The sequence below is a fragment of the Flavobacterium sp. B114r genome (assembly GCF_056824125.1).
On record NZ_CP124858.1, the window covers coordinates 662,030 to 685,153 of the forward strand.

Below are 23,124 nucleotides of genomic sequence, written 5' to 3' on the forward strand. Positions count from 1 at the left end.
CAGGATATTCTTTTTCAGAATATCGGCAATCTTTGTCGATCTGCGAGTGTGATCTCTCCCTCCGGTCGAGATGACAAAAAACACGAATAACACAACAGAAGAAATCCGCGTAAATCCGTGCTTTCGTATTAGCAAATCCGTATCATCCGCGTGCCATCTCGCAATCCAAATGACAATATTTAATATCAAACAACCTTGTCAAAGTTTTGAACTTTGACAAGGTTTCTACAATATCACGTTATACCAGCAAAAAACCGCAACAAAAAAAATCCCAAACCCCAATCATAAAATTGGAATTTGGAATTTTAAAATATTGTAATTTAAAACCTTTATGGTTTCAAAATCAAAACCGAAGGTGTATTATTCAACCATGTACTTTGAGATTCTATTAGTTTTTTCCAACTGTCTAAACTAATAATCATCAAATTCTGATTTTCCAAAAACTCTTTCTTAATTGTTCTGTCGTGCATAATCATGATATGATTGGGTGCAATTTGCTCGATCGAACGAATCGTTTCCTGAATATCCCTGGTGTTTTTTACTTCGCCACTTGCATCCAGAACCGTAATCTGAGAACCATTATTATTGATTAGTTTTTTAGCATATTCAATAAGAAAAGAATCTTCTTTACTAAAAATCGGCATAAAAACCTGATTCACTTCTTCTAAATCCTTATCGATAAAAATACCAACCGGCATTTTGCTTTTTGCAATGATATGACGTGTTCTTTCATCAAAAGGAGAATTCTCGAACAAACCTTCTTTTCCGGTAAACTTATCGATCAAACGGTCCGGATTTACGATTCGGGTTGTAAAACCAAGAATCTTTCCAAGCAACGTTCCGTCAAAAATAGATTGTCCCAGACTCACTAACAATAAATCATATTCGCCTTGGTTCGCAGTATCTATAATATCAGTATCAATATCATTTGTCACCTTAAAAACACTCACCATGTTTTGATTTAAACGCTCTGATTCTTCTATTATAGGAACTAACATTTTACGTTCATGATCTTTTATATCAAATGAATGTATCTCTGTACTTAATGACAAATGCATTGCTGTTATAATCGAATTATCACCTTGTTTCTTAACCAGACTATTAGCGATTTTCAATAATACTTTACCTTTTTCAGGAGTTGCAAACGAAAGCAAAATCTTGTATTTGCTTTTATTCCCAATTTCTTCCGGAACCGCAGGTATTTTATCCTTAAAAATAAAACCTATAAAATCTAAAGCCGGACCAGTCATAAATGTCGTCACTAAAGCCATAATTACCATCATGGTAAAAATCTCTGTAGAAAGAACTCCCAAATCATAACCAATATTCAAAACCACCAGTTCCATTAAACCACGGGTATTCATTAAAGCTCCAATCGCCAAACTATCTTTCCAGCTTTGCCCCACGAATTTCGCAGCAAAAGCACTTCCTAAGAATTTCCCTGCTACTGCAACAGCAATAATTACAGCAGTAACTTTCCATAAATAAGGATCATTTAGCAAACCTATTTGCGTACGTAAACCTGTAAACACAAAGAACAATGGTAATAGAACAATGATAGCAACATCTTCAACCTTTTCGATAAAAATATTTCTGAATTTGTTGTTTTCCGGCATAATTGCTCCTGCAAGGAAAGCGCCAAATAAAGCATGAATTCCAATTAATTCTGATGCATAAGAAGAGAACAGAAGTGTTATAAAGAAAATAGCAACTACGGGTTTATTCAGACTTTCGCGAGTTGAATTTAAATCTCCAACTCGTTTCAGGAACGGGCGAACTATTTTTAGCATGACAATTACATACAAAATAGCCAAACCTATTACATACAAAGAACTTGTAAATGAACCTGCTTTTACAATTGCAATTACCACTGCCAAAATACACCAAGCCGTAATATCATCTGCCGCAGCACAAGTTATGGCAATGGTTCCCAGTTTTGTTTTTTGCATGCCCCGCTCCTGCACGATTCTCGCTAACACCGGAAATGCAGTAATACTCATGGCAATCCCCATAAACAAACCAAACGATGCAAACTCAACTCCAACCGGAGCAAAAGTATGATAGATGAAATAAGCTAATGACAGACCCAGGGCAAAAGGGATTACAATACTTGCGTGACTTATAACTACAGCATCGTGTGCTTTGTTTTTTAATACTTTCAAATCCAATTCCATTCCAATCACGAACATGAAAAGGATTAAACCAATTTGGCTTAAGAATTGTAAATTCCCTAAAGATTCTTTTGGAAACAATGCCGCTGAAAATTCCGGAAAATACATTCCAACTAAAGAGGGCCCTAAAACAATACCTGCAATCATTTCTCCAATTACAGATGGCTGTCCTATTTTTCTAAAAACCCATCCAAACAAACGCGCTACCAAAATAATAGTCACAATTTGCGCCAATAAAATAGCCAGAGGATGCTGCAGATTCTCTACCATCGAATTTAAAAAATCATTCCAATGATTGCCTACTATTTTTTTCTGAACGATTCCTCGCCCCACTTCAAGTGCAGCACCTTTTGAGATTACCCAATATATCAAAGCGGTAAAACCACCAATAACAGTAACGTAAAATAAGGAGTTTTTAATGTTATTCATAACTCGTTTTTTTGATTTTAATGGTGCAAATATCAGAAGTGAGAATTAAGTGAAAAAGAAATTTTAAATCTAATTTTCAATGTATGTAACAAGTGGGAAAAACTTTGTAATAAGTTATAATAATTGGCAATAAACTACTGTCATTCTGAGTAAAATCAAAGGTTTTTATCGCAAAAAGGGCTTCGACTCCGCTCAGCCTGACATCAATGTTCTCAAAATATCGTTTAAAAAAAACAATTTACAATTTCACCTTCTTCAAAAAGTCAGAACGATAGGTTTCGCTTAGAATTAAGGTAGTATTCTTGTCATTTTTCTCTACATGATGCAAGACAATTTCGTTATGATTAAAAAACTTGATGGCTTTTACTGCTACAATTTCTTTTTTGTTTACACGACAGAAATCAGCATCAGGCAATTCGCTTAAAAGAGTATCGAATTTCACATTTTTTAAATTCAGAAAACTTCCATCGGCCAAAAGAACCGTTTTATCACGACTATCACTAACTGCAGTTTTGATATACTGAATCTGATTAAAATACAATAACGTCTTTCCCTTATCTGTATTTAACTGAATGAACTTTTTTGTCGCATCCGGTTTATGAAAACGTTCGAAAGCTTTTGAGATCGCTTTTTGCAGACGTTCCAGTTTTACCGGTTTTGTAATATAATCTACCGCATCAATATTAAAAGCATCGGCAGCATATTCTTTATAGGCCGTACAAAAAATCACCAATTTATTGTCCAGCATTTCTGCCAGATGCAAACCATCAATTCCGGGCATTTCGATATCTGATATTAGCAAATCAAAATCGAGATTGGGAATATCAGCAAGGAGTTTTTCAGGATTATTAAACGTTTTTACGATTTCTACTTCAGGAATTTGTTCGCAAAGCATTTTCAGGTACGTTAATCCCGGCAACTCATCGTCCAGCAGCAAGCATTTCAGTTTTGTATTCAAGTAAATCTATTTTAAGATGAGCAATATAAACGTCATTTTCTACAAACTTATCGAGTTTGAAGTTATTTTTATAAATAATACGCAATCGGTGCTCCAGTGTTGTATGACCAAAACCGCCGCGTTCTTTTTTCAATACTTTTTTATCTGATATCTTATTTGAAACTGTCATAAAAAAAGCATTGTCCCTAAACTCAAAAACAACCGAAATAAAGGCATCGGCGCTTTGCAAATCAGCATGTTTAAAAGCATTTTCGATTAAATCTATCGAAATCAAAGGCGCTAATAAAGGCTGATCGTATAGTTTATCTTCTTTATTAATATTAGTCTTGATCTTCAACTCAAAAAGAGGACTGATTTTGATTTTATTGATTTCAATCAAGTTCAGAGCAAAATCAATTTCTTCTTTTGCCGTGACAAATTTCTTTTTGCTTTCGTATAAGATATAATCCAGAACATTCGCCAGTTTATCTAATGCAAAATAGGTTTGATACGCGTGCGACTGAATCGAATTCAAAATATTCTTAAACAAATGCGGATTAAGCTTTGATTCTAACGTTTCTAACTGCAAATCGTTCACTTTGATTTCGAGTGCATAAAAACTTTTCTCAGCATTGTCTTTTGCTTTTTTGAATTGCGTTAATTGATAGATCAAAAAGCAAATGAGAACAATTAGCAATAGAAGAATCGCCAGAAATATAAAAGTGATGGTATTGTTTTCCTGCATAGTTATGTAAAGTTAAAAAGTTTTTTTTGCCCACGGGTTTTACGGATGAAACGGGTTGACGCGGGTTTTCTTTTTTATCGTATTTACTCTATTTGTATTTCATTAAATAAAAGTATCTGATGAAATTTGCTTCTTGTTTTTTTGCCACAGATTAAAAGATTAAAAAGATTTTTTCTAAGAATCAAAAAGATAATCTGTGAGAATCTGTGTAATCTGTGGCATATTTTTTCCAGTATTCAGTAAAAAAATCCGTACAAACCCGTTTAATCCGTAAAATCTGTGGTCCAATATTCTTTAATGACTAGAAACAAACTTCAACCCAATGATCGAAGCAATTAGAGTCGAAAGGAAAAATATTCTCCAGAAAGTTGCCGGTTCTTTAAAAACTAAAATCCCTACCAAAACAGTTCCTACGGCTCCAATTCCTGTCCAAACAGCATATGCGGTTCCTATTGGCAAAACTTGAGTGGCTTTATACAACAATAACATACTGATCGAAAGACAAACAAAAAAACCAGCCATCCAGTAGGTTGAAATTATGCCTGTGGTTTCCTTTGCTTTGCCTAAGCAAGATGCAAATCCAACTTCAAAAAGTCCTGCTATTACTAATAAAATCCAATTCATATTCTTTTCGCTTTTAAATTAAGTACAAATATGAGAAAAGCTAACGTAGAATTGTACAAAACAGCTAATTTTTCCTAAATATTGTAATATCATTTATGTTAACAAACAGTAAAAACCGAACTGATTATTTATGATTTAGAGCACTTTTCACTACATTTGCATCCATTTTAAAGAATTTATGAAAAACGCAGTACAAGTTGGATTTTGGGAAAAACTAGCCCGAATCATACTTAAGAACAGAATAGTAATACTAGTAATCCTATCTGCTTTAACGATTTTCCTTGGCTACCAATGGAAAAACCTTTCTATGACTTATACCGAAGCCAACTTGCTTCCTAAAGATCATATCGTAAACAGACAGTACCAACAGTTTTTGGATAAATTTGGCGAAGAAGGAAATCTAGTGGTAATTGGGTTTCAGGATCCTAAATTTTTTACGCCAAAAAACTACGCTGCCTGGAATGAATTGATGACGGGTTTAAAAAATTCTAAAGAAGTAGATTTAGTAGTTTCATTAAATGATTTAAAGAAATTAGAGAAAGATACGGTTAACGAAAAATTTATTCTGACTCCTTTTATCGATCAAAAGAAAGCACTTGATCCTGAATATTTAAAAAAGGTACAATATGATTTGTTTCACAATTTGCCTTTTTACGAAGGTTTATTGTTCAACAAGCAAAGCGGCAGCATTCGATCAGCGATTTACATCAACAAGGCACTTGTAAACACGCCGGAAAGAAAGACATTTATCCTTGAAAATCTGGTTCCGAAAATTGACAAATTCGAAAAAACAACTGGAGTTGATTTGAAAGTTTCCGGAATGCCATACATCAGAACGATCAACGCCGATAATATGAAAGGTGAAATCGGGCTCTTTATTGGTGCGGCTTTATTTACGGTTTCCCTTATTTTCTTTTTCTTTTTCCGTTCGTTCAGAGCTACTTTTATCTCGATTTGTATTTTGATCATTGGTGTAATCTGGTCTTTTGGAACACTTGGATTATTTCATTATAAAATCACGATCCTTACCGCTATTATCCCGCCATTAATTATCGTTATCGGGATTACCAATTGCATTTTCCTTATCAATAAATACCAGCAGGAAATTAAACTGCACAACAATCAGGCAAAAGCTTTGCAGCGTATTATTTCTAAAATTGGAGTTTCGACTCTGATGACGAATTTAACTACGGCAATAGGTTTTGCAACATTTATGATTACAGGCAATGATTTGCTTTTCGAATTTGGTTTGGTTACTTCAATCAATGTGATTTCAGTTTATTTATTGACGCTTTTAATTGTGCCAATTGTATACAGTTTCATGTCGATTCCTGGAGAAAGACATTTATACCATTTGAATAAAACTTACATTTCTACTTTATTGGATTTTGTTGAAAATGTGGTAAAAAACAAACGAAAAGTTATTTACACCATTTATGGTTTGCTTTTGGTTTTTAGCGTTATTGGACTTACCCAAATGAAAGTTTCGGGAAGTTTGATTGGAGAAATGCCTAAAAGCGCGTCATTTTATAAAGACATTTTATTCTACGAAAAAGAATTCAACGGTGTTATGCCCCTTGAAATAATGATTAACACCAAACATAAAAAAGGTGTTATGAAATTATCAACGATGAAAAAAATGGATGAATTGCAAAATACAATTGCAGAACTTCCTGAATTATCGAAACCGGTTTCTATCGTGAATTTGGTTAAATATTCGAAACAGGCTTTCTATAACGGAAATCCGGAATATTACCAATTGCCGACCTCACAGGAACAGACTTTTATTTTATCTTATGCTAAGAATGCAACGAAAAACAGCAAAGACAACTTAATGAAATCGTACGTAGATTCGACGGGACAATATGCGCGAATCACGACTTTCATGAAAGATATTGGAACGCAAGAAATGGCAAGAGTAGAGAAAAAATTACGCTCAAAAATTGCTGAAATTTTCCCTGCAGACCGTTACGAAGTGACTTTGACCGGAAAAGCATTGGTTTTCCAGAAAGGAACATCCTATTTGGTTGACAACTTAATAGAATCATTGATTTTCGCTATTTTAGTAATCGCAGGATTGATGTTGTATTTGTTCAGATCGTTTAAAATGGTAATGGCGTCTGTAATTACAAATGTTTTACCGCTTTGTATCACATCCGGATTAATGGGGTATTTTGGGATTCCGTTAAAACCATCGACAATTTTAGTATTTAGTATTGCGTTTGGAATTTCGGTCGATAACGCGATTCAGTTTATGGCGAAGTACAAACATGATTTAATTCAAAGCAACGGAAAGGTTAAAAAATCTGTTTTTAGCGCTTTGAGAGAAACAGGAATCAGTACTTTTTATACTTCGGTAGTTTTGATTTTAGGGTTTGCTACTTTCACACTTTCAAGTTTCAGCGGAACAATCGCTCTTGGTGGATTAATTTCATGTACATTGGCATTTGCTATGTTTGCGAATTTATTGGTTTTACCGGCTTTGGTTTTGACTTTTGAGAAGAAGAAAGCTAAGAAAGAGGATTTGGAGAATTTGGAGGGGTAGATTTTTTTTGCCACAAATTTCACTAATTAGCACGAATTAACGACTTGGACCTTTGTCAAAGTTTTGAACTTTGACAAAGGTTGACGCATAAACTTGTCATTTCGACGAAGGAGAAATCACACACGTAACTCCACAAAAATTAATTGCTTTTGTTTGCGTAATCTCTTGTGTGATTTCTCCCTTCGGTCGAAATGACAAAAATGAGATGTAATAACATCTTTTAAAAACCGGAGCCCTAGCCCCGATCGCAGCGACATCCTTTGTGTTTTTTCTTTAAAAACATAAAGATACAGCGGAGAGCGGGAAACAGCTTCTAATTTTAATAATTATCGTTTATATTTGCAGTTATTACACAACAAATAATTTAATTTCAATATTATATATAAAATGAAACACACAAAAGTTAAAGACTTATTAAACAGTACGACGACGCTTCAGGAGGTTAATGCAAAAGGATGGGTGAGAACTTTTAGAAATAATCAGTTCATCGCTCTTAATGACGGTTCTACCATTAATAATATACAATGTGTTGTTGATTTTGAAAATACACCTGATGAAACTTTAAAAAGAGTTACAACTGGAGCTGCAATATCAGTAACGGGAACTTTGATTGAAAGTAAAGGTGCGGGTCAGAAATATGAAATTCAGGTGAACAAACTTGAAATCTTAGGTGATTCTGATGCTGAGAAATTCCCAATACAGCCAAAGAACAGACCTAGTTTAGATTTCTTGCGTGAAAATGCGCATTTACGTGTTCGTACCAATATGTTTGGAGCCATTATGCGTGTGCGTTCTGTATTGTCATTTGCAGTTCACAACTATTTTCAACAAAAAGGTTTTGTGTATGTAAATACGCCAATTATTACAGGTTCTGATGCTGAAGGTGCAGGAGAAATGTTTAAAGTTACAGCTTTACCTTTTGACAACACGCCAAGAACTGAAGACGGAAAAGTAAATTATAAAGAAGATTTCTTCGAAAAAGAAACCAACTTAACGGTTTCAGGACAATTAGAAGGAGAAACTTATGCAATGGCTTTGGGGCAGATTTATACTTTTGGACCAACTTTTAGAGCAGAAAACTCTAATACTTCCCGTCACCTTGCAGAGTTTTGGATGATTGAGCCAGAAGTTGCTTTCAACGATCTGGATGATAACATGGATTTGGCTGAAGATTTTATTCAGTACGTAATCAAATATGCTTTAGACAATTGTCAGGATGATTTGAAATTTTTAGAAGGAAGACTTTTAGATGAAGAAAAATCAAAACCTCAGGCAGAAAGAAGCGAAATGGCTTTGTTAGAGAAATTGAACTTCGTTTTGGAGAACAACTTCAAACGTGTTTCTTATACTGAAGCAATTGACATTTTGAGAGATTCAACTCCAAACAAAAAGAAAAAATTTCAATATATCATCAACGAATGGGGAGCTGATTTACAATCAGAACACGAGCGTTATTTGGTTGAAAAACACTTTAAATGTCCGGTAATCTTGTTTGATTACCCGGCAAATATTAAAGCGTTTTACATGCGTTTGAATGATAATACTGAACCAGGAAGAGAAACGGTTCGTGCAATGGATATCCTTTTCCCTGGAATTGGAGAAATCGTTGGTGGTTCTGAAAGAGAAGAGCGTTACGATGTTTTGATCGAAAAGATGAAGGCCTTAGAAATCGATGAAGAAGAATTATCATGGTATTTAGATACCAGAAGATTTGGTTCTGCAACTCACGCAGGTTTCGGACTTGGATTTGAGCGTTTGGTATTGTTTGTTACAGGAATGACAAACATTAGAGACGTAATTCCTTTCCCGAGAACTCCTGGAAATGCGGAATTCTAAAAAATAATTAAATTTGTTTCAAGTTTCAAGTTTCAGGTTGTTGATCGTTCTTCAACCTGAAACTTGAAACTTGAAACTTTTAACAAATATCAATGCTAAAGCAATTTTTAAATTTAAAATTATCCCAAAAATTATCTCCACAGCAAATTCAGCTGATGAAGTTAATTCAATTGCCTACGCAAGCTTTTGAACAACGTTTATTAGAAGAAATGAACGAAAATCCGGCTCTGGAAGCTGGAAAAGAAGACGAATACGAAGCGGATGAATTCGCAAATGAAGACTACGACGATTATGATGATGCTGAAGGCGACAGAATCGAAGCGGATGATATTAACATAGACGAATATTTAAGCGACGACGATACTCCGGACTATAAAACTCAGGTGAACAATTATAGTGAAGACGAAGAAAGAGAAACACCTTTTGCTTCGCCAATTAGTTTTCATCAGGATTTAATCAATCAGTTGAATACTTTTATTCTAAATGATGAAGAACGCGAAATCGCTGAATTCCTTGTTGGAAGTATTGATGATATGGGTTACATCAGAAGAAGCGTTGCAGATATTGTAGATGACATGGCTTTTACTCAGGGTATTTATACCGATGAAGCAATGGTCGAGAAAATGCTTCAGGTTATTCACGAACTAGAACCTTCAGGTGTTGGAGCGCGAGATTTACAGGAATGTTTATTACTACAACTAAAGCACAAAACACCAACTGAATCTGTTGATTTAGCGATTGACATTATCGAAAATCAGTTTGATGCTTTTACCAAAAAACATTACGATAAACTGCTTCAAAAATATGGCGTTTCTAATGAACAGCTTAAAAAAGCAATTCACGAAATCGAAAGACTGAATCCAAAACCGGGAGGATCCTACACAGGAAACAATAAAGTAACTGAGAATGTAGTTCCTGATTTCGCAATCAGAATCGTTGACGGAGAACTTGAACTGACCTTAAACGGAAGAAATGCTCCTTCCCTGCATGTTTCTAAGGATTATCAGGAAATGATGCAAACGTATAAAGATTCTCGTGATAAATCATCTGCTCAAAAAGATGCAGTTCAATTTATCAAACAGAAACTGGATTCGGCCAAATGGTTTATTGATGCGATCAGACAACGTCAGGAAACTCTTTTTGTAACGATGAATGCCATTATGCATTATCAGGAAGAATATTTCTTAGATGGCGACGAAACCAAACTAAAACCAATGATCCTAAAAGACATTGCAGATATGGTTGGCTTGGATATTTCGACAATTTCGCGTGTTGCCAACAGTAAATATGTTGAAACTCCATACGGAACAAAACTGATTAAAGAATTTTTCTCTGAAGCAATGAAAAATGATCAGGGAGAAGATGTTTCGACTTTAGAAATCAAAAAAATCCTTAAGAATACAATTGAAGAAGAAGACAAAAAGAAACCTTTACCAGACGATCAATTAGCTGAAATTCTAAAAGAAAAAGGCTACCCGATTGCACGTAGAACAATTGCAAAATATCGTGAACAACTTGATATTCCGGTGGCAAGAATGAGAAAGAAAATATAAATTCCAAACATTTAAATTTATTTTTTTACCATTAAGAGATTAAAAAAAATTAAGCTTTACACATACAGCAAACCCGACAGGTTGAAAAAAACCTGTCGGGTTTATTTTTTACATATCATAACGGATTAAACTCCGGTCCTACAATATACATCCGAGCCAAAGTCTCTAATAATTCCGAAGGAACAAAATATATTGGAGAGCTGGACTTTAGTCCAGTTTAAACAAAGGAATATCATTTTACGCAATCGGATAGGAGCCTAGGGATTAATTCCCTAGGCGACCTTCCACACCACCCGGCATACGGATCCGTACCAAGGCGGTTCTTAATTTACGATACATTTTAAGATAGATACCTAACCTAAAGTACTTCCGTGAGGTTGTTTTCAGTTATCCCAATAAAGGTCTGCACTCCCTGGTAGCTGTCGGATTCCGTCCTATCCTTTCCAAGGTAGTTATCAAATTACTTGATATTTTCTGCATTCGTGCCTTCATAGGTAACATTCATTTACTACTCACTTAATTAAGTTCAGTCCTTCGGTACTCATTTACAGTACCTACTATGACCTCTGCTGACTTCTTATAGCAATTGTTATCCATAAGTGCTTTTCTTAAAAAAAAAACTCCCCCTATGTCTATAAGACCTCCCCAGGTAAGAACGACAACTTTCCTCTCATATACCTGCTATATTTACCATGATGTTTCCGTACAGTTTTGGACTTCAGTTTGTGTTGCAACCTTATCCAACATCTTTGGCCTTTTATATAGTTTCTGTTCGTCAGGTCAAGAGTTTGCCTACTGCTTCCTTCAGATTCCACCTCGCGATGGACACCCTTGCATTCAGCTAACACTTCCCACTGTAAAGGCGTGTTCGGGACTTACACCCTAGAGTTATCGCCCATGCTGGGCACACAACAAAAAACCCGACAAATTCAAAATCTGTCGGGTTTTATTTTATATTGAAATAATTAAATTATTTATATTGATCCGGCGTTATCGTAATCTCAAACAAATAATCTTCTTTTTTATCATCATAATTATAAATCAAAGTAAAATTATTATCACGAAATGCTTTAAGTCCGGAATTTACTTTAACCGTACTCAGAAGACTTTCTTCAATATTTTGTTTTATTACCTCAATTTCTGCAGTTGCTTTCTCAACATTTAACAACGTCAAATTATACTGAACTACTTTATCTTTTGGCAAAGTCACGTTATCTAAACGAATTCCTTGCTGAATTACCAAAGGACAATTATCATTGTACTTCGCCACTAATTCAATCATTTCTTTATCTGCAGCAGGTTCTTTAAAAGAAAAATAAAGAATTAGAGCCAATGAAAATGCTACAATTGCACTTACTATTAAAACAGTTGATTTTTTACTCTTAGCGGTTTGCTGCATCTTTATAGTTTGTTTTGATGAAAATCTTATTTATCCTGAATCTTTTTCATTGCGTTATAATAAGCCGCACGACTTAGTGGTTCGTATTCTTCTGTTTCACCAAGCATTACCAATTTGTCATTATCAGTTTTACGGAAACTGTAGTTGGCAAGATTTCCTGTTCGGGTACAAACAGCGTGAACTTTAGTCACATATTCAGCTGTTGCCATAAGTGCCGGCATCGGACCGAAAGGATTTCCTTTAAAATCCATATCAAGTCCTGCAACTATCACACGAATTCCCTGATTGGCAAGATCATTACAAACTGTAACAATCTCATCATCAAAAAACTGCGCCTCATCAATACCAATAACATCGCAGCCTTGTGCTAAAATAGCAATGTTTGCAGCAGCGGGAACCGGTGTTGATCTAATTTCGTTGGCATCATGAGATACGACCATTTCATCATGATAACGGGTATCAATGGCAGGTTTAAAGATTTCGACTTTTTGTTTGGCAAATTGAGCGCGTTTTAGTCTGCGGATTAACTCCTCGGTTTTACCCGAAAACATTGATCCACAAATAACTTCAATCCAACCAAATTGTTCTTTGTGATTTACTGTATTTTCGAGAAACATTTTGTATTTTTCTACCTTTAAAAATGAATAGTTTTTATTACTTTGTACTGGTAATAAATCGACGTGAAAAATTGCTGATTTTTCACTTTTTCAAAAGTAGAAAATTTTTATCAAATCGAAGATTCGCAAGCTCGTATTAACAGAAATAAAAAAAAATCTTTCAGATTTCTACCAGGAATAAAGACATTCAAATACAAAATATACTAAAATACCCTATTCACTATAATTTCAACAGTTATGAAAAAAAAATTGGAAGCCGATTTAATCAGCATTGCACATCGAATTTTAAAGCTTAAAAACAAATCCGATATCAATCAGTTGTATCTTGAGACGCAGAAATTATACGAGAAACTAGCGGTTTTAAAGTTTGTAGACGAGAATTTTGATACTTTGAAACCAACAATTGGTCACAGCGAAATTACTTCTGAGATTGAATCTATTTTTGATAAAGAAAAAACAATTTCGGCAGAAGCAGAAATTGAAACCCCAGTTTTAGCAGAAGAAACTCCTATTGAAACAATCGACGAACCAGAAACTTTAGAAGAAATTAAATCTGAAGAAATTCCTGAAGAAATCTTTGCCGAAGAAATCGTTGCAGAAATCGTCGTTGAAGAAATCGTCGTTGAAGAAATTGTTACTGAAGAAATCGTTGCAGAAATAAGGGAGGAAATAATTCCGGAACCAGTTGCTGAAGTTGTTGAAGAACCAATTATTAAAACAATAGAACAACTGATTATTGAAACTAAAGAAGATATCAATAACATTGAAGAACTTTCGTTTACCACAATCAGCGATTTAAAACCTATCCCCGACTTTGTTCCTCTTTTTGAATTAGAAGAAGAAGAAAAGGAAGAACCAATAATCGAAATTCCGGTAAAAAACTCTCCTATTACGATCTCTTTTGAGGATTTTGGAGTTAATTATGCCGATGCTCAATTTGTAAAAGTAGATAGTTATGAAAACGTTACTTCTACTCCAACTCCGGTTATAAACGAAGTTAAAGAGAAAAAAGAAACAGCTGAAACTGTTGTTATAGAAAAACCAGCTGAAACAAAAGCAGCCACTTTAAACGAAAAACTGGCTAAAGGTTTTCATATCGATCTAAACGACAGAATAGCTTTTACCAAAAACCTTTTCGGAAACAGTTCAGAAGATTACAGCCGTGTTTTAAATCAGCTGCTGACTTTTGACAATTATAGCGAAGCTCAGGAATTTATAGAAAATATGGTAAAACCGGATTATAACAACTGGGAAGGGAAAGACGATTATGCAGAACGTTTTCTTGGAATTGTAGAGAAGAAATTCTCATAAAGATTAAATACAAATTACACGAATTAACACGAATCTTTTCTCTGTAAATTTTTTAAAGACACTTATAATTAGTGTCACTTTGTAAAATTCGCGTTATAATTAAAATAGAATTCAGAAAAATTATGTCTAAATTATATATCGTTCCAACGCCAATTGGCAATCTCGAAGACATGACTTTTCGTGCCATCAGGATTCTGAAAGAAGTCGATTTGATCTTGGCAGAAGACACCAGAACAAGTGGCAAGTTGTTGAAGCATTTTGAAATTGGCACACACATGCACAGCCATCATATGCACAACGAGCACAAAACTACTGAGAATTTAATTGCGCGTTTGAAAGCCGGCGAAACTATCGCTTTGATTTCTGATGCTGGAACTCCGGCAATTTCAGACCCTGGTTTTTTATTGACACGCGCTTGTGTCGAAAATAAAATCGAAGTTGAATGTTTACCTGGCGCAACGGCTTTTGTCCCTGCTTTAGTAAACAGCGGATTACCAAATGATAAATTTGTTTTTGAAGGTTTCCTACCTGATAAAAAAGGACGTCAGACTCGTTTTTTGGCTTTAGCCGAAGAAACAAGAACGATGATTTTATACGTTTCGCCACACAAACTCGTTAAGACTTTAGCAGAATTTATTCAGTATTTTGGAGAAGACAGACAAGTTTGCGTTTCACGTGAATTATCAAAACTGCACGAAGAAAATGTTCGCGGAACTGCAAGGGAAGTATTAACCCACTTCGAAAAAACTGCGCCACGCGGCGAAATTGTTGTTGTTGTTGCAGGAAAAACAATAATAAAAGAACCTAAGAAAAGTAAATTTTCTAAGGATGAAACAGAAGAAGACGAAGAAGATTAAAAAATATTTATGCCACAGATTAAAATGATTTCTCACAGATTAATAAAAAGTTTCATCACAAATTACACCAGTTATCACGAATCTAATTAGTGGCAATTTGTGTAATTCGTGGCAAAAAAAACATACTAGAAAAATCTTTTAATCATTTTATCGCGATAGCTACCGGGAGTGGCAAGAAACTTAAAAAATATAATTAATGAGCATTCAAACCTTTTTAGAAAAAGTAAAACAAACTCCGAACGAAATAACATTCCCCGAAACTATTGCAGTAATTGAGGAAAACTACAATTTTACTCCAACCACTTTCCAAAACGGAACACAACATAATGCAGCCGGAGAGAATTCTGGTTCCTGCAAATTGTTTTCTTTTGCAAAATTGCAAAACTTAAGCAAAGATGAAACTTTAGCTTGCTTTGGAGCTTTTTATTTCGACGACGTTCTAGGAGATCCAAACGGAACGAATCACCAGAACATTAGAAATTTCATCAACTTAGGTTGGGATGGAATTAAGTTTGAAGGAAACGCTTTGGAGCTAAAATAAATTATTGATTGTCAGGCTGAGGCTGAGCGAAGTCGAAGCCACCGCAAAGAATCTCGACTCCGCTCGATTTGACAAAGTTAAAACAAAATATTTCTGCCAAGATTAAAAGGATTAACACACATTAAAAAATCCTTTTAAATAATTTATCCCGATAGCTATCGGGAGTGGCAATAAAAAAATACATTTCTGATTAAACGATTTTCGATTTCTTAAATCTAAAATTAACACTTTAAAATCTAAAATCAACAATGCGTTGGACATTAAAACAAAAACCTTCTCAAGATAAAGTCAGTCATTTGGCGCAAGCCTTAAATGTAGAAGATTTTGTAGCAACACTTTTGATTCAGCGTGGTATCGAAACTTTTGAAGATGCCAAAAATTTCTTTCGCCCTAAGTTAGAACATCTTCACGATCCTTTCTTAATGAAAGATATGGACAAAGCGGTTTCCCGAATAGAACTCGCGATCAAAAATCAGGAAAATATCCTGGTTTTTGGTGATTATGATGTTGACGGAACAACGGCTGTTTCTTTGGTTTCGGCGTATTTAAAATCACATTATCCAAATATTGCCACTTATATTCCGGATCGTTACGCGGAGGGTTACGGAATTTCTTTTAAAGGAATTGATTTTGCTGATGATAACGGATTCTCACTAATTATTGCACTCGACTGCGGAATCAAGTCTATTGAGCACATCGCATACGCCAAGGAAAAAAACATCGATTTTATTATTTGCGATCACCACAGACCCGGAGAATTTCTTCCGGATGCGGTTGCAGTTCTCGATCCTAAAAGAGATGATTGTTTTTATCCGTATGATGAATTGTGCGGTTGCGGAGTTGGTTTTAAACTGATTCAGGCTTTAGGTACAAATCGAGGAGAGACTATCGACGATTTGGTGCAATATCTGGATTTGGTAGCTACAGCAATTGCGGCAGACATTGTACCGATAACGGGAGAAAACAGGGTTTTGGCTTATTTTGGATTACAGGTAATCAATTCAGATCCGAGACCTGGAATTAAAGCTTTAGTACATCAGGTAAAAAAGAAAACACTGGATATTACCGATGTAGTTTTTATCGTTGCACCGCGAATAAATGCTGCCGGAAGGATCAAACACGGAAATCATGCGGTTGAATTGCTAACAGAATTCAACTTTGAACAAGCACAACAATTTGCATCTGAAATTGAGCAATACAATTCAGACAGAAAAGATCTGGACAAACAAATTACCAAAGAAGCTTTTCAGCAAATCCTGACAAATAACGAACAAGATCGATTCTCGACTGTTGTTTTTCAGGAGGACTGGCACAAAGGCGTAATCGGGATTGTAGCTTCAAGATTAATCGAAACTTATTACCGCCCTACTTTAGTTTTTACCAAAAGTGGCGATAAATATGCAGCATCTGCAAGATCTGTAAAAGGGTTTGATGTTTACAACGCCCTGGATGCTTGCTCGCAACACTTAGAGCAATTTGGAGGGCATATGTATGCTGCAGGAATGACATTGAAAGCAGAGAATTATAAAACGTTCAAACAAGCTTTTGAAAAACAAGTCGAGGAAACCATTTTACCTGAAATGAGAACTCCCGAAATCGAAGTTGATGCCGAAATTAATTTCAGCGATATTACTCCAAAACTAATCCGGATCTTAAAGCAATTTGAACCTTTTGGACCTTTGAATATGACACCCGTTTTTATGACGAAAGACGCAAAAGATACGGGTTACGCTAAAACTCTGGGAGCAGAAGAAGAACATTTGAGACTTTTTGTAAAACAGAATAACTCAGAAGGAATTGCAGCAATAGGTTTTGGTCTTGGTAAAAAAATAGACATTGTAAAAAATCAAAAACCTTTTCAGCTCGCCTATTCATTAGCTGAAAACGAGTGGAACGGGACTGTATCTACTCAACTTATGCTTAAAGACATTAGAACAAATGAAAACTAAAACAAACAAGCAAGATCCTTATCAAGCACTGCGTTACAGAGAATTTAATGTATTTTTAATATTGCGTTTTGCTATGGTTTTTGCCTGGTCAATGCAATTTATTGTTATTGAATGGGAAGTTTATAGTTTAACCAAAAATCCGCTTTCGTTAGGGTTAATTGGTTTAATGGAAGTAATTCCTGCTGTTTCAATGGCATTATTCGCCGGACACATGGTTGATCAGCGTGAGAAAAAAGGATTATTAGTTAAATGTATTCTGGGATTTTCGGTAATCAGTTTTGGATTATTTTTATTAACCTGGCCAAAAATAGTTGGTGGCTGGTCTACTGATGCTATTTTATATTCTATTTACTTTTTAGTTTTTCTTGGCGGATTGGTGCGTGCATTTCTTGGCCCGACTATTTTCTCGCTTTTATCTTTGATCGTGCCTAAAAAAGTATACCCGAATGCAGCAACCTGGAGCAGTTCGGTTTGGCAAATCGGAGCAGTTTTAGGACCTGCAATTGCAGGTTTTTCTATTAACTTTATTGGTGTTCACTGGTCAATGTGTTCTGTTTTTGCGTGTTCTCTTTTTGCATTAATTGCTTTATCTCAAATTAGTAAAAAACCAATATTAAATCCTAAAATTGGTGAACCTATAATGGAAAGCCTTAAAGAAGGAATAAAATTTGTTTTCAATAATAAAACTATTTTAGGAGTACTTTCTCTTGATATGGTTGCCGTTCTTTTTGGTGGAGCGGTTGCTTTATTACCTATTTTTGCTCAGGATATTTTAAAGGTAGGACCTGAAGGTTTTGGAGTTTTAAGAGCTGCTCCGGCAGTTGGCGCATTTATAACTATGATGATATCTGCTTATGTTCCTTTATACAAAAAAGCGGGAATGAAGCTTTTAGGTGCCATTTTTGTTTTTGGATTATCCATAATCCTATTTGGTGTTTCGACTATTTTTTGGGTTTCTGTGGTAGCTTTATTTTTAAGTGGTCTCGCAGATGGGATTTCTGTTGTTATTCGACAAACGATTTTGCAACTTAAAACTCCTGATCATATGCGTGGCCGTGTTGCTGCTGTGAACTCTATGTTTGTAGGATCTTCAAACGAATTAGGGGCTTTTGAAAGCGGCTTAACAGCAAAACTAATGACGCCTGTTATTTCTGTTGTCTTCGGAGGAAGCATGACTCTTTTAACGGTTTTGGGCTTTGGTTTAAAATCACCAACATTTAGAAACTTAGATCTCCGTAAAGACATGGAAGATCATCAGAACATGGAATAACTACATGAAAAATATATTTTTATTATTACTTCTTTCCCTAACATTCTTCGTTAACGGACAAAAACTTTATATAAAAACTTACGGAAACAAAAATGACAAACCCATTATTTTTGTTCATGGCGGCCCAAGCGGTAATGCAACACTTTTTGAAGGCACTCATACTGCCGAAGAACTTTCGAAAAAGGGCTTTTTTGTAATTGCTTATGACCGACGAGGCGAAGGAAGATCTGCAGACCCTAGTGCAACATTTACTTATCATGAAGCTTTTCAGGATTTAAATACTATTTATAAAACTTATAATCTAAAAAAAGCAACAATACTTGCTCATAGTTTTGGCGGATTAGTTGCTACGCTTTACTCTGAGAAATATCCTCAAAATGTCAGCGCGCTTGTATTGGCAGGAGCTTTGTTTTCGCAACAGGAAACATACAACCATATACTGGATTCCGTGAAAAAGATATACACTAAAAAAAATGATTCTGTTATGCTCGCCAAAGTAGCGAATGTAGAAAATCTTAATAAAAACTCTGCCGAATACAGAAAGGGATGTTTCGAACTTGCCAGTGAAAATAATTTCTTTAAGATTCCAAATCCTACTGAAGAATCTAAAAAACTATATGTCGATTACGACGCAAGTGAATTTTTCAAAACCAATATCCGAAATAAAAATGCGCCTTTACTTTTCTATAAAAATGAAAAACAAAATAACATTGACAGCAGGCCTATTTTAAATAAAATAAAAAGTAAAGGCATTCCTATTTATGCAATTTATGGTAAACAAGATGGCATTTTTTCTACTAAACAAATCAATTCGATCAAAAATTTAGTCGGAGAGAATCACTTTTCCTTACTTGATAATTGCTCCCATTATCTGTTTGTAGACCAACAAAATGAATTTCTGTTCCAGATTAAAAAATGGCTTAAATAAAACTCTTAAATCATATAAATGTGAGAAATTTAAGATACGTTTTTTAAAATGAACTTACATTACTTGTATGGTGAACAAATTCTCAAAATTTATGAGTTTTTTATTTAGAATTAATATAAATAATATTTATATTTGTTGGAATAAAAGATTTTGCAATGAGAGAAATAGAACAATTATACCATAATAATTTCGGAATTGCCTTTTACTGGAAAAAGGAAAACGAAACTATCACTGATAAAATACAATTAGTTTTTAAGGAAACCGGTTTTTATTTTACGGTTCAGGAATTGAATTATTTTTGCGATTTAATCGAAGACAGTATGATCGAAAATGCTTGTTGCGAAGCTTGCGAATTAAAAAACTCATGTCACAAATTCTTACTTAAAACTCCATGTGCAGCAATAGATTTAGCTGTTTCTGTAAAAGAGCTTAAATCAATCAAGGATTTAGTCGAAGGTTCTTTGTTCAGAATCGAACTTGACGAATATGTTTATGGAGTTGGCTTAAACTAAGAAGCATTCTAAATATTTTAACATCATCTTTTCATTATTGAAATATATTTTAATTTTCTTCAAAAAAAAGTATATTTACAGCAATGAAAAAAAACTGTATTCTTTTTGCTGTTGTTATTTTGTTGGCTTTTTTAACGAGCTGCAAAAACGAATCTGATAATTATATTGACCCTCGAGGAACCGATTATGCAGGTTCTAAAAGCTGTATTCAATGTCATAAGACACAATATGAAACGGCTTTTCATAGTTCGCATTTCAAAGCTACATCTCCCGCTACCAAAGAAAATATTTTAGGTCATTTTACTAATGGTCACAATACTTTTGTTTATGATAAAGACACAAAACTGGTTATGGAAGAGCGCAATGACACTTTTTATCAGATTCTTTATAAAAAGGGTAAAGAAGTTGAAGCTCATTCATTTGATGTTCTTTTTGGCACTAAACACGCTCAAACAAGTGCTTTCTGGAAAGATCATTATACCTATGAACTTCCTGTATCCTATTATAAATCCCTGAACAGCTGGGCAACGAGTCCAGGATATTCACCTACAGTTGCAAATTTCGGAAGAAAAATAGGAAAAGAATGTTATGCTTGCCATAGTTCGAATATTGCCAGCAGATACATTACCACAAGCTCAGACAGTATTAACTTTACGAATATGGAAGTTGAGGATTTTATGGATCCTAATACTATCGTTTACGGTATTGATTGTGAACGTTGCCACGGACCGGCCAAACAACATGTCCGAAAACATCTGAAATTTCCCGATCTTAAGGTTGCTCAAGACATAACTTCGTTTAAAAACCTCAACCGTCAACAAAAAATTGATGCATGTGCAATTTGTCATTCCGGAAATGATAAACTAAAAGTAAAATCACGTTTTCAATTCAAACCCGGTGATGATTTATTAGATTATTTTAGAGGAGTACCGGGATCAGAAGAAAATGCTCATTTTGATGTACACGGAAATCAGTTAGGATTGTTGGCGCAAAGTAAATGTTTCAAAAAAAGCGAAACCATGGATTGTATGACTTGCCATAATCCGCACGCGAATGCTTCAGAAAATCTGGCAAGCTATTCTAAAATTTGCATGAGTTGCCATCAGGGAATTCAGCATAATGCGGCAACATCAAAAACGACCTCAGCAAGTGTACTTGCCAACAATTGTGTCGAATGTCATATGCCAAAGACAATGTCGAATGCTATTAAATTTCAAGCTTCAAACAATAAAGAAATGTCTAATTATATTTTGAGAACGCACAAAATTGGAATTTATTCAGCGAACAAATAATAATTATTGTTCGAATTTTTGAAGTTCAAAAGTTACTCCGTCAAAAACACCGTACGTAAAATAACCAATCCAGTCGCCCAGATTTACATATTTGGCATCTTGCCCAACCTCTATAATCATAGGTAAATGCCGATGACCAAAAATAAAGTAATTGTAATGTTTGGTTTCCAGTTTACGTTTTGCGTATAAAACCAGCCATTCATTTTCTTCTCCTAAAAATTTTACATCTTCATCTCCTGAAATCAATTTGTTTTTAACAGATAGATATTGTGCTAAACTTACCCCAACATCAGGATGCAGCCAACGGAAAAGCCATTTAGAAAACGGATTTGTAAATACCTTTTTCATTCGCTTATATCCTTTATCACCAGGACCTTTTCCGTCACCGTGACCAATTAAGAAAGTTTTTCCGTTAAAAGTAAATTCCTTATTATCATGATAAACAGGAATGTTCAATTCGGTTTCAAAATAATCATTCATCCATAAATCGTGGTTTCCTACGAAAAAATAAATCGGAATTCCACTATCGCGAATTTCAGCTAATTTCCCTAAAACACGCACAAATCCTTTAGGCACAACCGTTTTATATTCGAACCAAAAATCGAACAAATCTCCCAGTAAAAAGATAGCTTCGGCATCTTGTTTTACAACATCCAGCCACGCTACAAATTTTTGTTCGCGCGGTAAACTCAACTCAGGAGTTGGAGCCCCAAAATGCTGATCAGAAGCGAAATATACTTTTTTCATTCGATTATTTAGATTGTTAGACTACTTAGATTATTAGACTTTATTCTACTGTCATTATAAGTCAAGTCGAAGAATTGGAATTTGGAATTTAAAAAATTGGAATTTCTCTAGATATTATCAGATGCGTACCATTCTGCAAACGAAGATTCTGTTTCCTGAAGTTTAAGCGAGAAAAGAGAAATATCTTTAGGTAAACGTGCAATAATTCTATCTGCAAAATCAACGACCATATTTTCGCTTGTTGGCTGATAATCTACCAAAATTACGTGATGACCACGATTTTTAAGTTCATTTGCCAATTCGATATGTGGAGTCGTTTCGTTAAAAACTGTCGCATGATCAAACTGATCAACGATTTCTTCTTTTACAATTTTCTTTAGATCAGAAAAATCGATCACCATTCCGAATTTCACATTCGATCGGTCTGTGATTGGCGAACCAATAACCGTTACCGATAATTTATAACTGTGCCCGTGAACGTTTTTACATTTTCCGTCGTAACCGTACAAAGCATGTCCGGTTTCGAAACTAAATTGTTTTGTAATTCTGATATTACTCATCGATTTGATTTTTAGGTTGCAAATTTACAAATTAATAACCGTTTTTATCTCTTTTTTTAGCGCTGTTATACATCCAGTATGCAAGTACTATTAAAACCACAAAAGGAATAAACGATCCAATAACAACTCCCATCTGATAACTGCTATCAGGAGCCGTTTTAATTTTCTCCGCAACATCTACTTTCTGAAACAATGAAATGATATACATATTATATAATTTTACTTTAACACTTAGGCAAACAATCATTTACCACATCCTAAACTTTGTCAAAGTTTAAAACTTTTACAAAGTTATCGCAAC

General features: G+C 34.7%; 20 protein-coding genes. 11 read left to right on the top strand and 9 right to left on the bottom strand.

All coding sequences use genetic code 11. The features are described from left to right. Nucleotides 1-329 precede the first annotated feature (329 nt). The 4 genes from QLQ94_RS03080 to QLQ94_RS03095 form a co-directional block, all read right to left on the bottom strand. A complete protein-coding gene (locus QLQ94_RS03080) occupies nucleotides 330-2,600 on the bottom strand; it encodes a cation:proton antiporter (RefSeq protein WP_271338388.1) in 2,271 nt (756 codons plus the stop codon). A gap of 238 nt (nucleotides 2,601-2,838) precedes the next feature. Further along, the gene (locus QLQ94_RS03085) at nucleotides 2,839-3,558 is read right to left on the bottom strand and encodes a LytR/AlgR family response regulator transcription factor (protein ID WP_271338387.1); all 720 of its coding nucleotides are present in this window, start codon (nucleotides 3,556-3,558) and stop codon (nucleotides 2,839-2,841) included. Then, nucleotides 3,521-4,282 (bottom strand): histidine kinase, encoded by a 762-nt coding sequence (locus tag QLQ94_RS03090; RefSeq protein ID WP_271338386.1) that lies wholly within the window; start codon nucleotides 4,280-4,282, stop codon nucleotides 3,521-3,523. The genes QLQ94_RS03085 and QLQ94_RS03090 overlap by 38 nt, the downstream gene beginning before the upstream one ends. A 294-nt stretch (nucleotides 4,283-4,576) precedes the next feature. Continuing rightward, nucleotides 4,577-4,906 carry a DMT family transporter gene (locus QLQ94_RS03095; RefSeq protein ID WP_271338385.1) on the bottom strand — a complete coding sequence of 110 codons (330 nt, stop codon included), beginning with the start codon at nucleotides 4,904-4,906 and terminating at the stop codon, nucleotides 4,577-4,579. A gap of 178 nt (nucleotides 4,907-5,084) precedes the next feature. Here QLQ94_RS03095 and QLQ94_RS03100 point away from each other — a divergent pair, with 178 nt between their 5' ends. The 3 genes from QLQ94_RS03100 (at nucleotide 5,085) to rpoN (ending at nucleotide 10,840) form a co-directional block, all read left to right on the top strand. Further along, nucleotides 5,085-7,451 carry an efflux RND transporter permease subunit gene (locus tag QLQ94_RS03100; protein WP_271338384.1) on the top strand — a complete coding sequence of 789 codons (2,367 nt, stop codon included), beginning with the start codon at nucleotides 5,085-5,087 and terminating at the stop codon, nucleotides 7,449-7,451. A 387-nt stretch (nucleotides 7,452-7,838) separates the two neighbouring features. After that, nucleotides 7,839-9,287, top strand: coding sequence for an asparagine--tRNA ligase (gene asnS, locus QLQ94_RS03105; RefSeq protein WP_271338383.1), 1,449 nt, complete (start codon nucleotides 7,839-7,841; stop codon nucleotides 9,285-9,287). Nucleotides 9,288-9,379: 92 nt separating this feature from the next. Then, entirely contained in the window at nucleotides 9,380-10,840 is a 1,461-nt protein-coding gene (gene rpoN / locus QLQ94_RS03110) for an RNA polymerase factor sigma-54 (protein WP_427403115.1), read from the top strand. Between the two features lie 970 nt (nucleotides 10,841-11,810). Here the strand turns inward: rpoN and QLQ94_RS03115 are convergent. Beyond that, a complete protein-coding gene (locus QLQ94_RS03115) occupies nucleotides 11,811-12,239 on the bottom strand; it encodes a hypothetical protein (protein ID WP_271338663.1) in 429 nt (142 codons plus the stop codon). A gap of 26 nt (nucleotides 12,240-12,265) precedes the next feature. After that, on the bottom strand, nucleotides 12,266-12,856 hold the full coding sequence (locus QLQ94_RS03120; protein ID WP_089478978.1) for a thymidine kinase: 591 nt from the start codon (nucleotides 12,854-12,856) through the stop codon (nucleotides 12,266-12,268). 237 nt (nucleotides 12,857-13,093) lie between these two features. On the opposite strand from QLQ94_RS03120, the gene QLQ94_RS03125 reads away from it, so the two are divergent. From QLQ94_RS03125 to QLQ94_RS03160, 8 genes are all read left to right on the top strand, one after another. Continuing rightward, nucleotides 13,094-14,167 (top strand): hypothetical protein, encoded by a 1,074-nt coding sequence (locus QLQ94_RS03125; RefSeq protein ID WP_482499170.1) that lies wholly within the window; start codon nucleotides 13,094-13,096, stop codon nucleotides 14,165-14,167. 122 nt (nucleotides 14,168-14,289) lie between these two features. Next, nucleotides 14,290-15,024: a 16S rRNA (cytidine(1402)-2'-O)-methyltransferase gene (gene rsmI / locus QLQ94_RS03130; protein ID WP_427403041.1), complete on the top strand. Its 735-nt coding sequence runs from the start codon at nucleotides 14,290-14,292 to the stop codon at nucleotides 15,022-15,024. 196 nt (nucleotides 15,025-15,220) lie between these two features. Further along, entirely contained in the window at nucleotides 15,221-15,565 is a 345-nt protein-coding gene (locus tag QLQ94_RS03135; protein ID WP_482499172.1) for a HopJ type III effector protein, read from the top strand. Between the two features lie 248 nt (nucleotides 15,566-15,813). Beyond that, nucleotides 15,814-17,514: a single-stranded-DNA-specific exonuclease RecJ gene (gene recJ, locus QLQ94_RS03140; RefSeq protein WP_482499174.1), complete on the top strand. Its 1,701-nt coding sequence runs from the start codon at nucleotides 15,814-15,816 to the stop codon at nucleotides 17,512-17,514. Next, entirely contained in the window at nucleotides 17,504-18,784 is a 1,281-nt protein-coding gene (locus QLQ94_RS03145; protein ID WP_271338658.1) for an MFS transporter, read from the top strand. The genes recJ and QLQ94_RS03145 overlap by 11 nt, the downstream gene beginning before the upstream one ends. Nucleotides 18,785-18,788: 4 nt before the next feature. Continuing rightward, the gene (locus QLQ94_RS03150; RefSeq protein WP_271338657.1) at nucleotides 18,789-19,712 is read left to right on the top strand and encodes an alpha/beta fold hydrolase; all 924 of its coding nucleotides are present in this window, start codon (nucleotides 18,789-18,791) and stop codon (nucleotides 19,710-19,712) included. Between the two features lie 155 nt (nucleotides 19,713-19,867). After that, entirely contained in the window at nucleotides 19,868-20,224 is a 357-nt protein-coding gene (locus tag QLQ94_RS03155) for a hypothetical protein (protein WP_271338656.1), read from the top strand. Between the two features lie 83 nt (nucleotides 20,225-20,307). Continuing rightward, the gene (locus QLQ94_RS03160) at nucleotides 20,308-21,516 is read left to right on the top strand and encodes a cytochrome c3 family protein (RefSeq protein ID WP_482499176.1); all 1,209 of its coding nucleotides are present in this window, start codon (nucleotides 20,308-20,310) and stop codon (nucleotides 21,514-21,516) included. A gap of 3 nt (nucleotides 21,517-21,519) precedes the next feature. Here QLQ94_RS03160 and QLQ94_RS03165 read toward each other — a convergent pair whose 3' ends face one another. From QLQ94_RS03165 to QLQ94_RS03175, 3 genes are all read right to left on the bottom strand, one after another. Further along, nucleotides 21,520-22,263: a UDP-2,3-diacylglucosamine diphosphatase gene (locus QLQ94_RS03165; protein WP_271338654.1), complete on the bottom strand. Its 744-nt coding sequence runs from the start codon at nucleotides 22,261-22,263 to the stop codon at nucleotides 21,520-21,522. Nucleotides 22,264-22,370: 107 nt separating this feature from the next. After that, nucleotides 22,371-22,823: a 6-pyruvoyl trahydropterin synthase family protein gene (locus tag QLQ94_RS03170; protein WP_065448647.1), complete on the bottom strand. Its 453-nt coding sequence runs from the start codon at nucleotides 22,821-22,823 to the stop codon at nucleotides 22,371-22,373. 31 nt (nucleotides 22,824-22,854) lie between these two features. After that, on the bottom strand, nucleotides 22,855-23,031 hold the full coding sequence (locus QLQ94_RS03175) for a hypothetical protein (RefSeq protein WP_271338653.1): 177 nt from the start codon (nucleotides 23,029-23,031) through the stop codon (nucleotides 22,855-22,857). Between the last annotated feature and the right edge of the window lie 93 nt (nucleotides 23,032-23,124).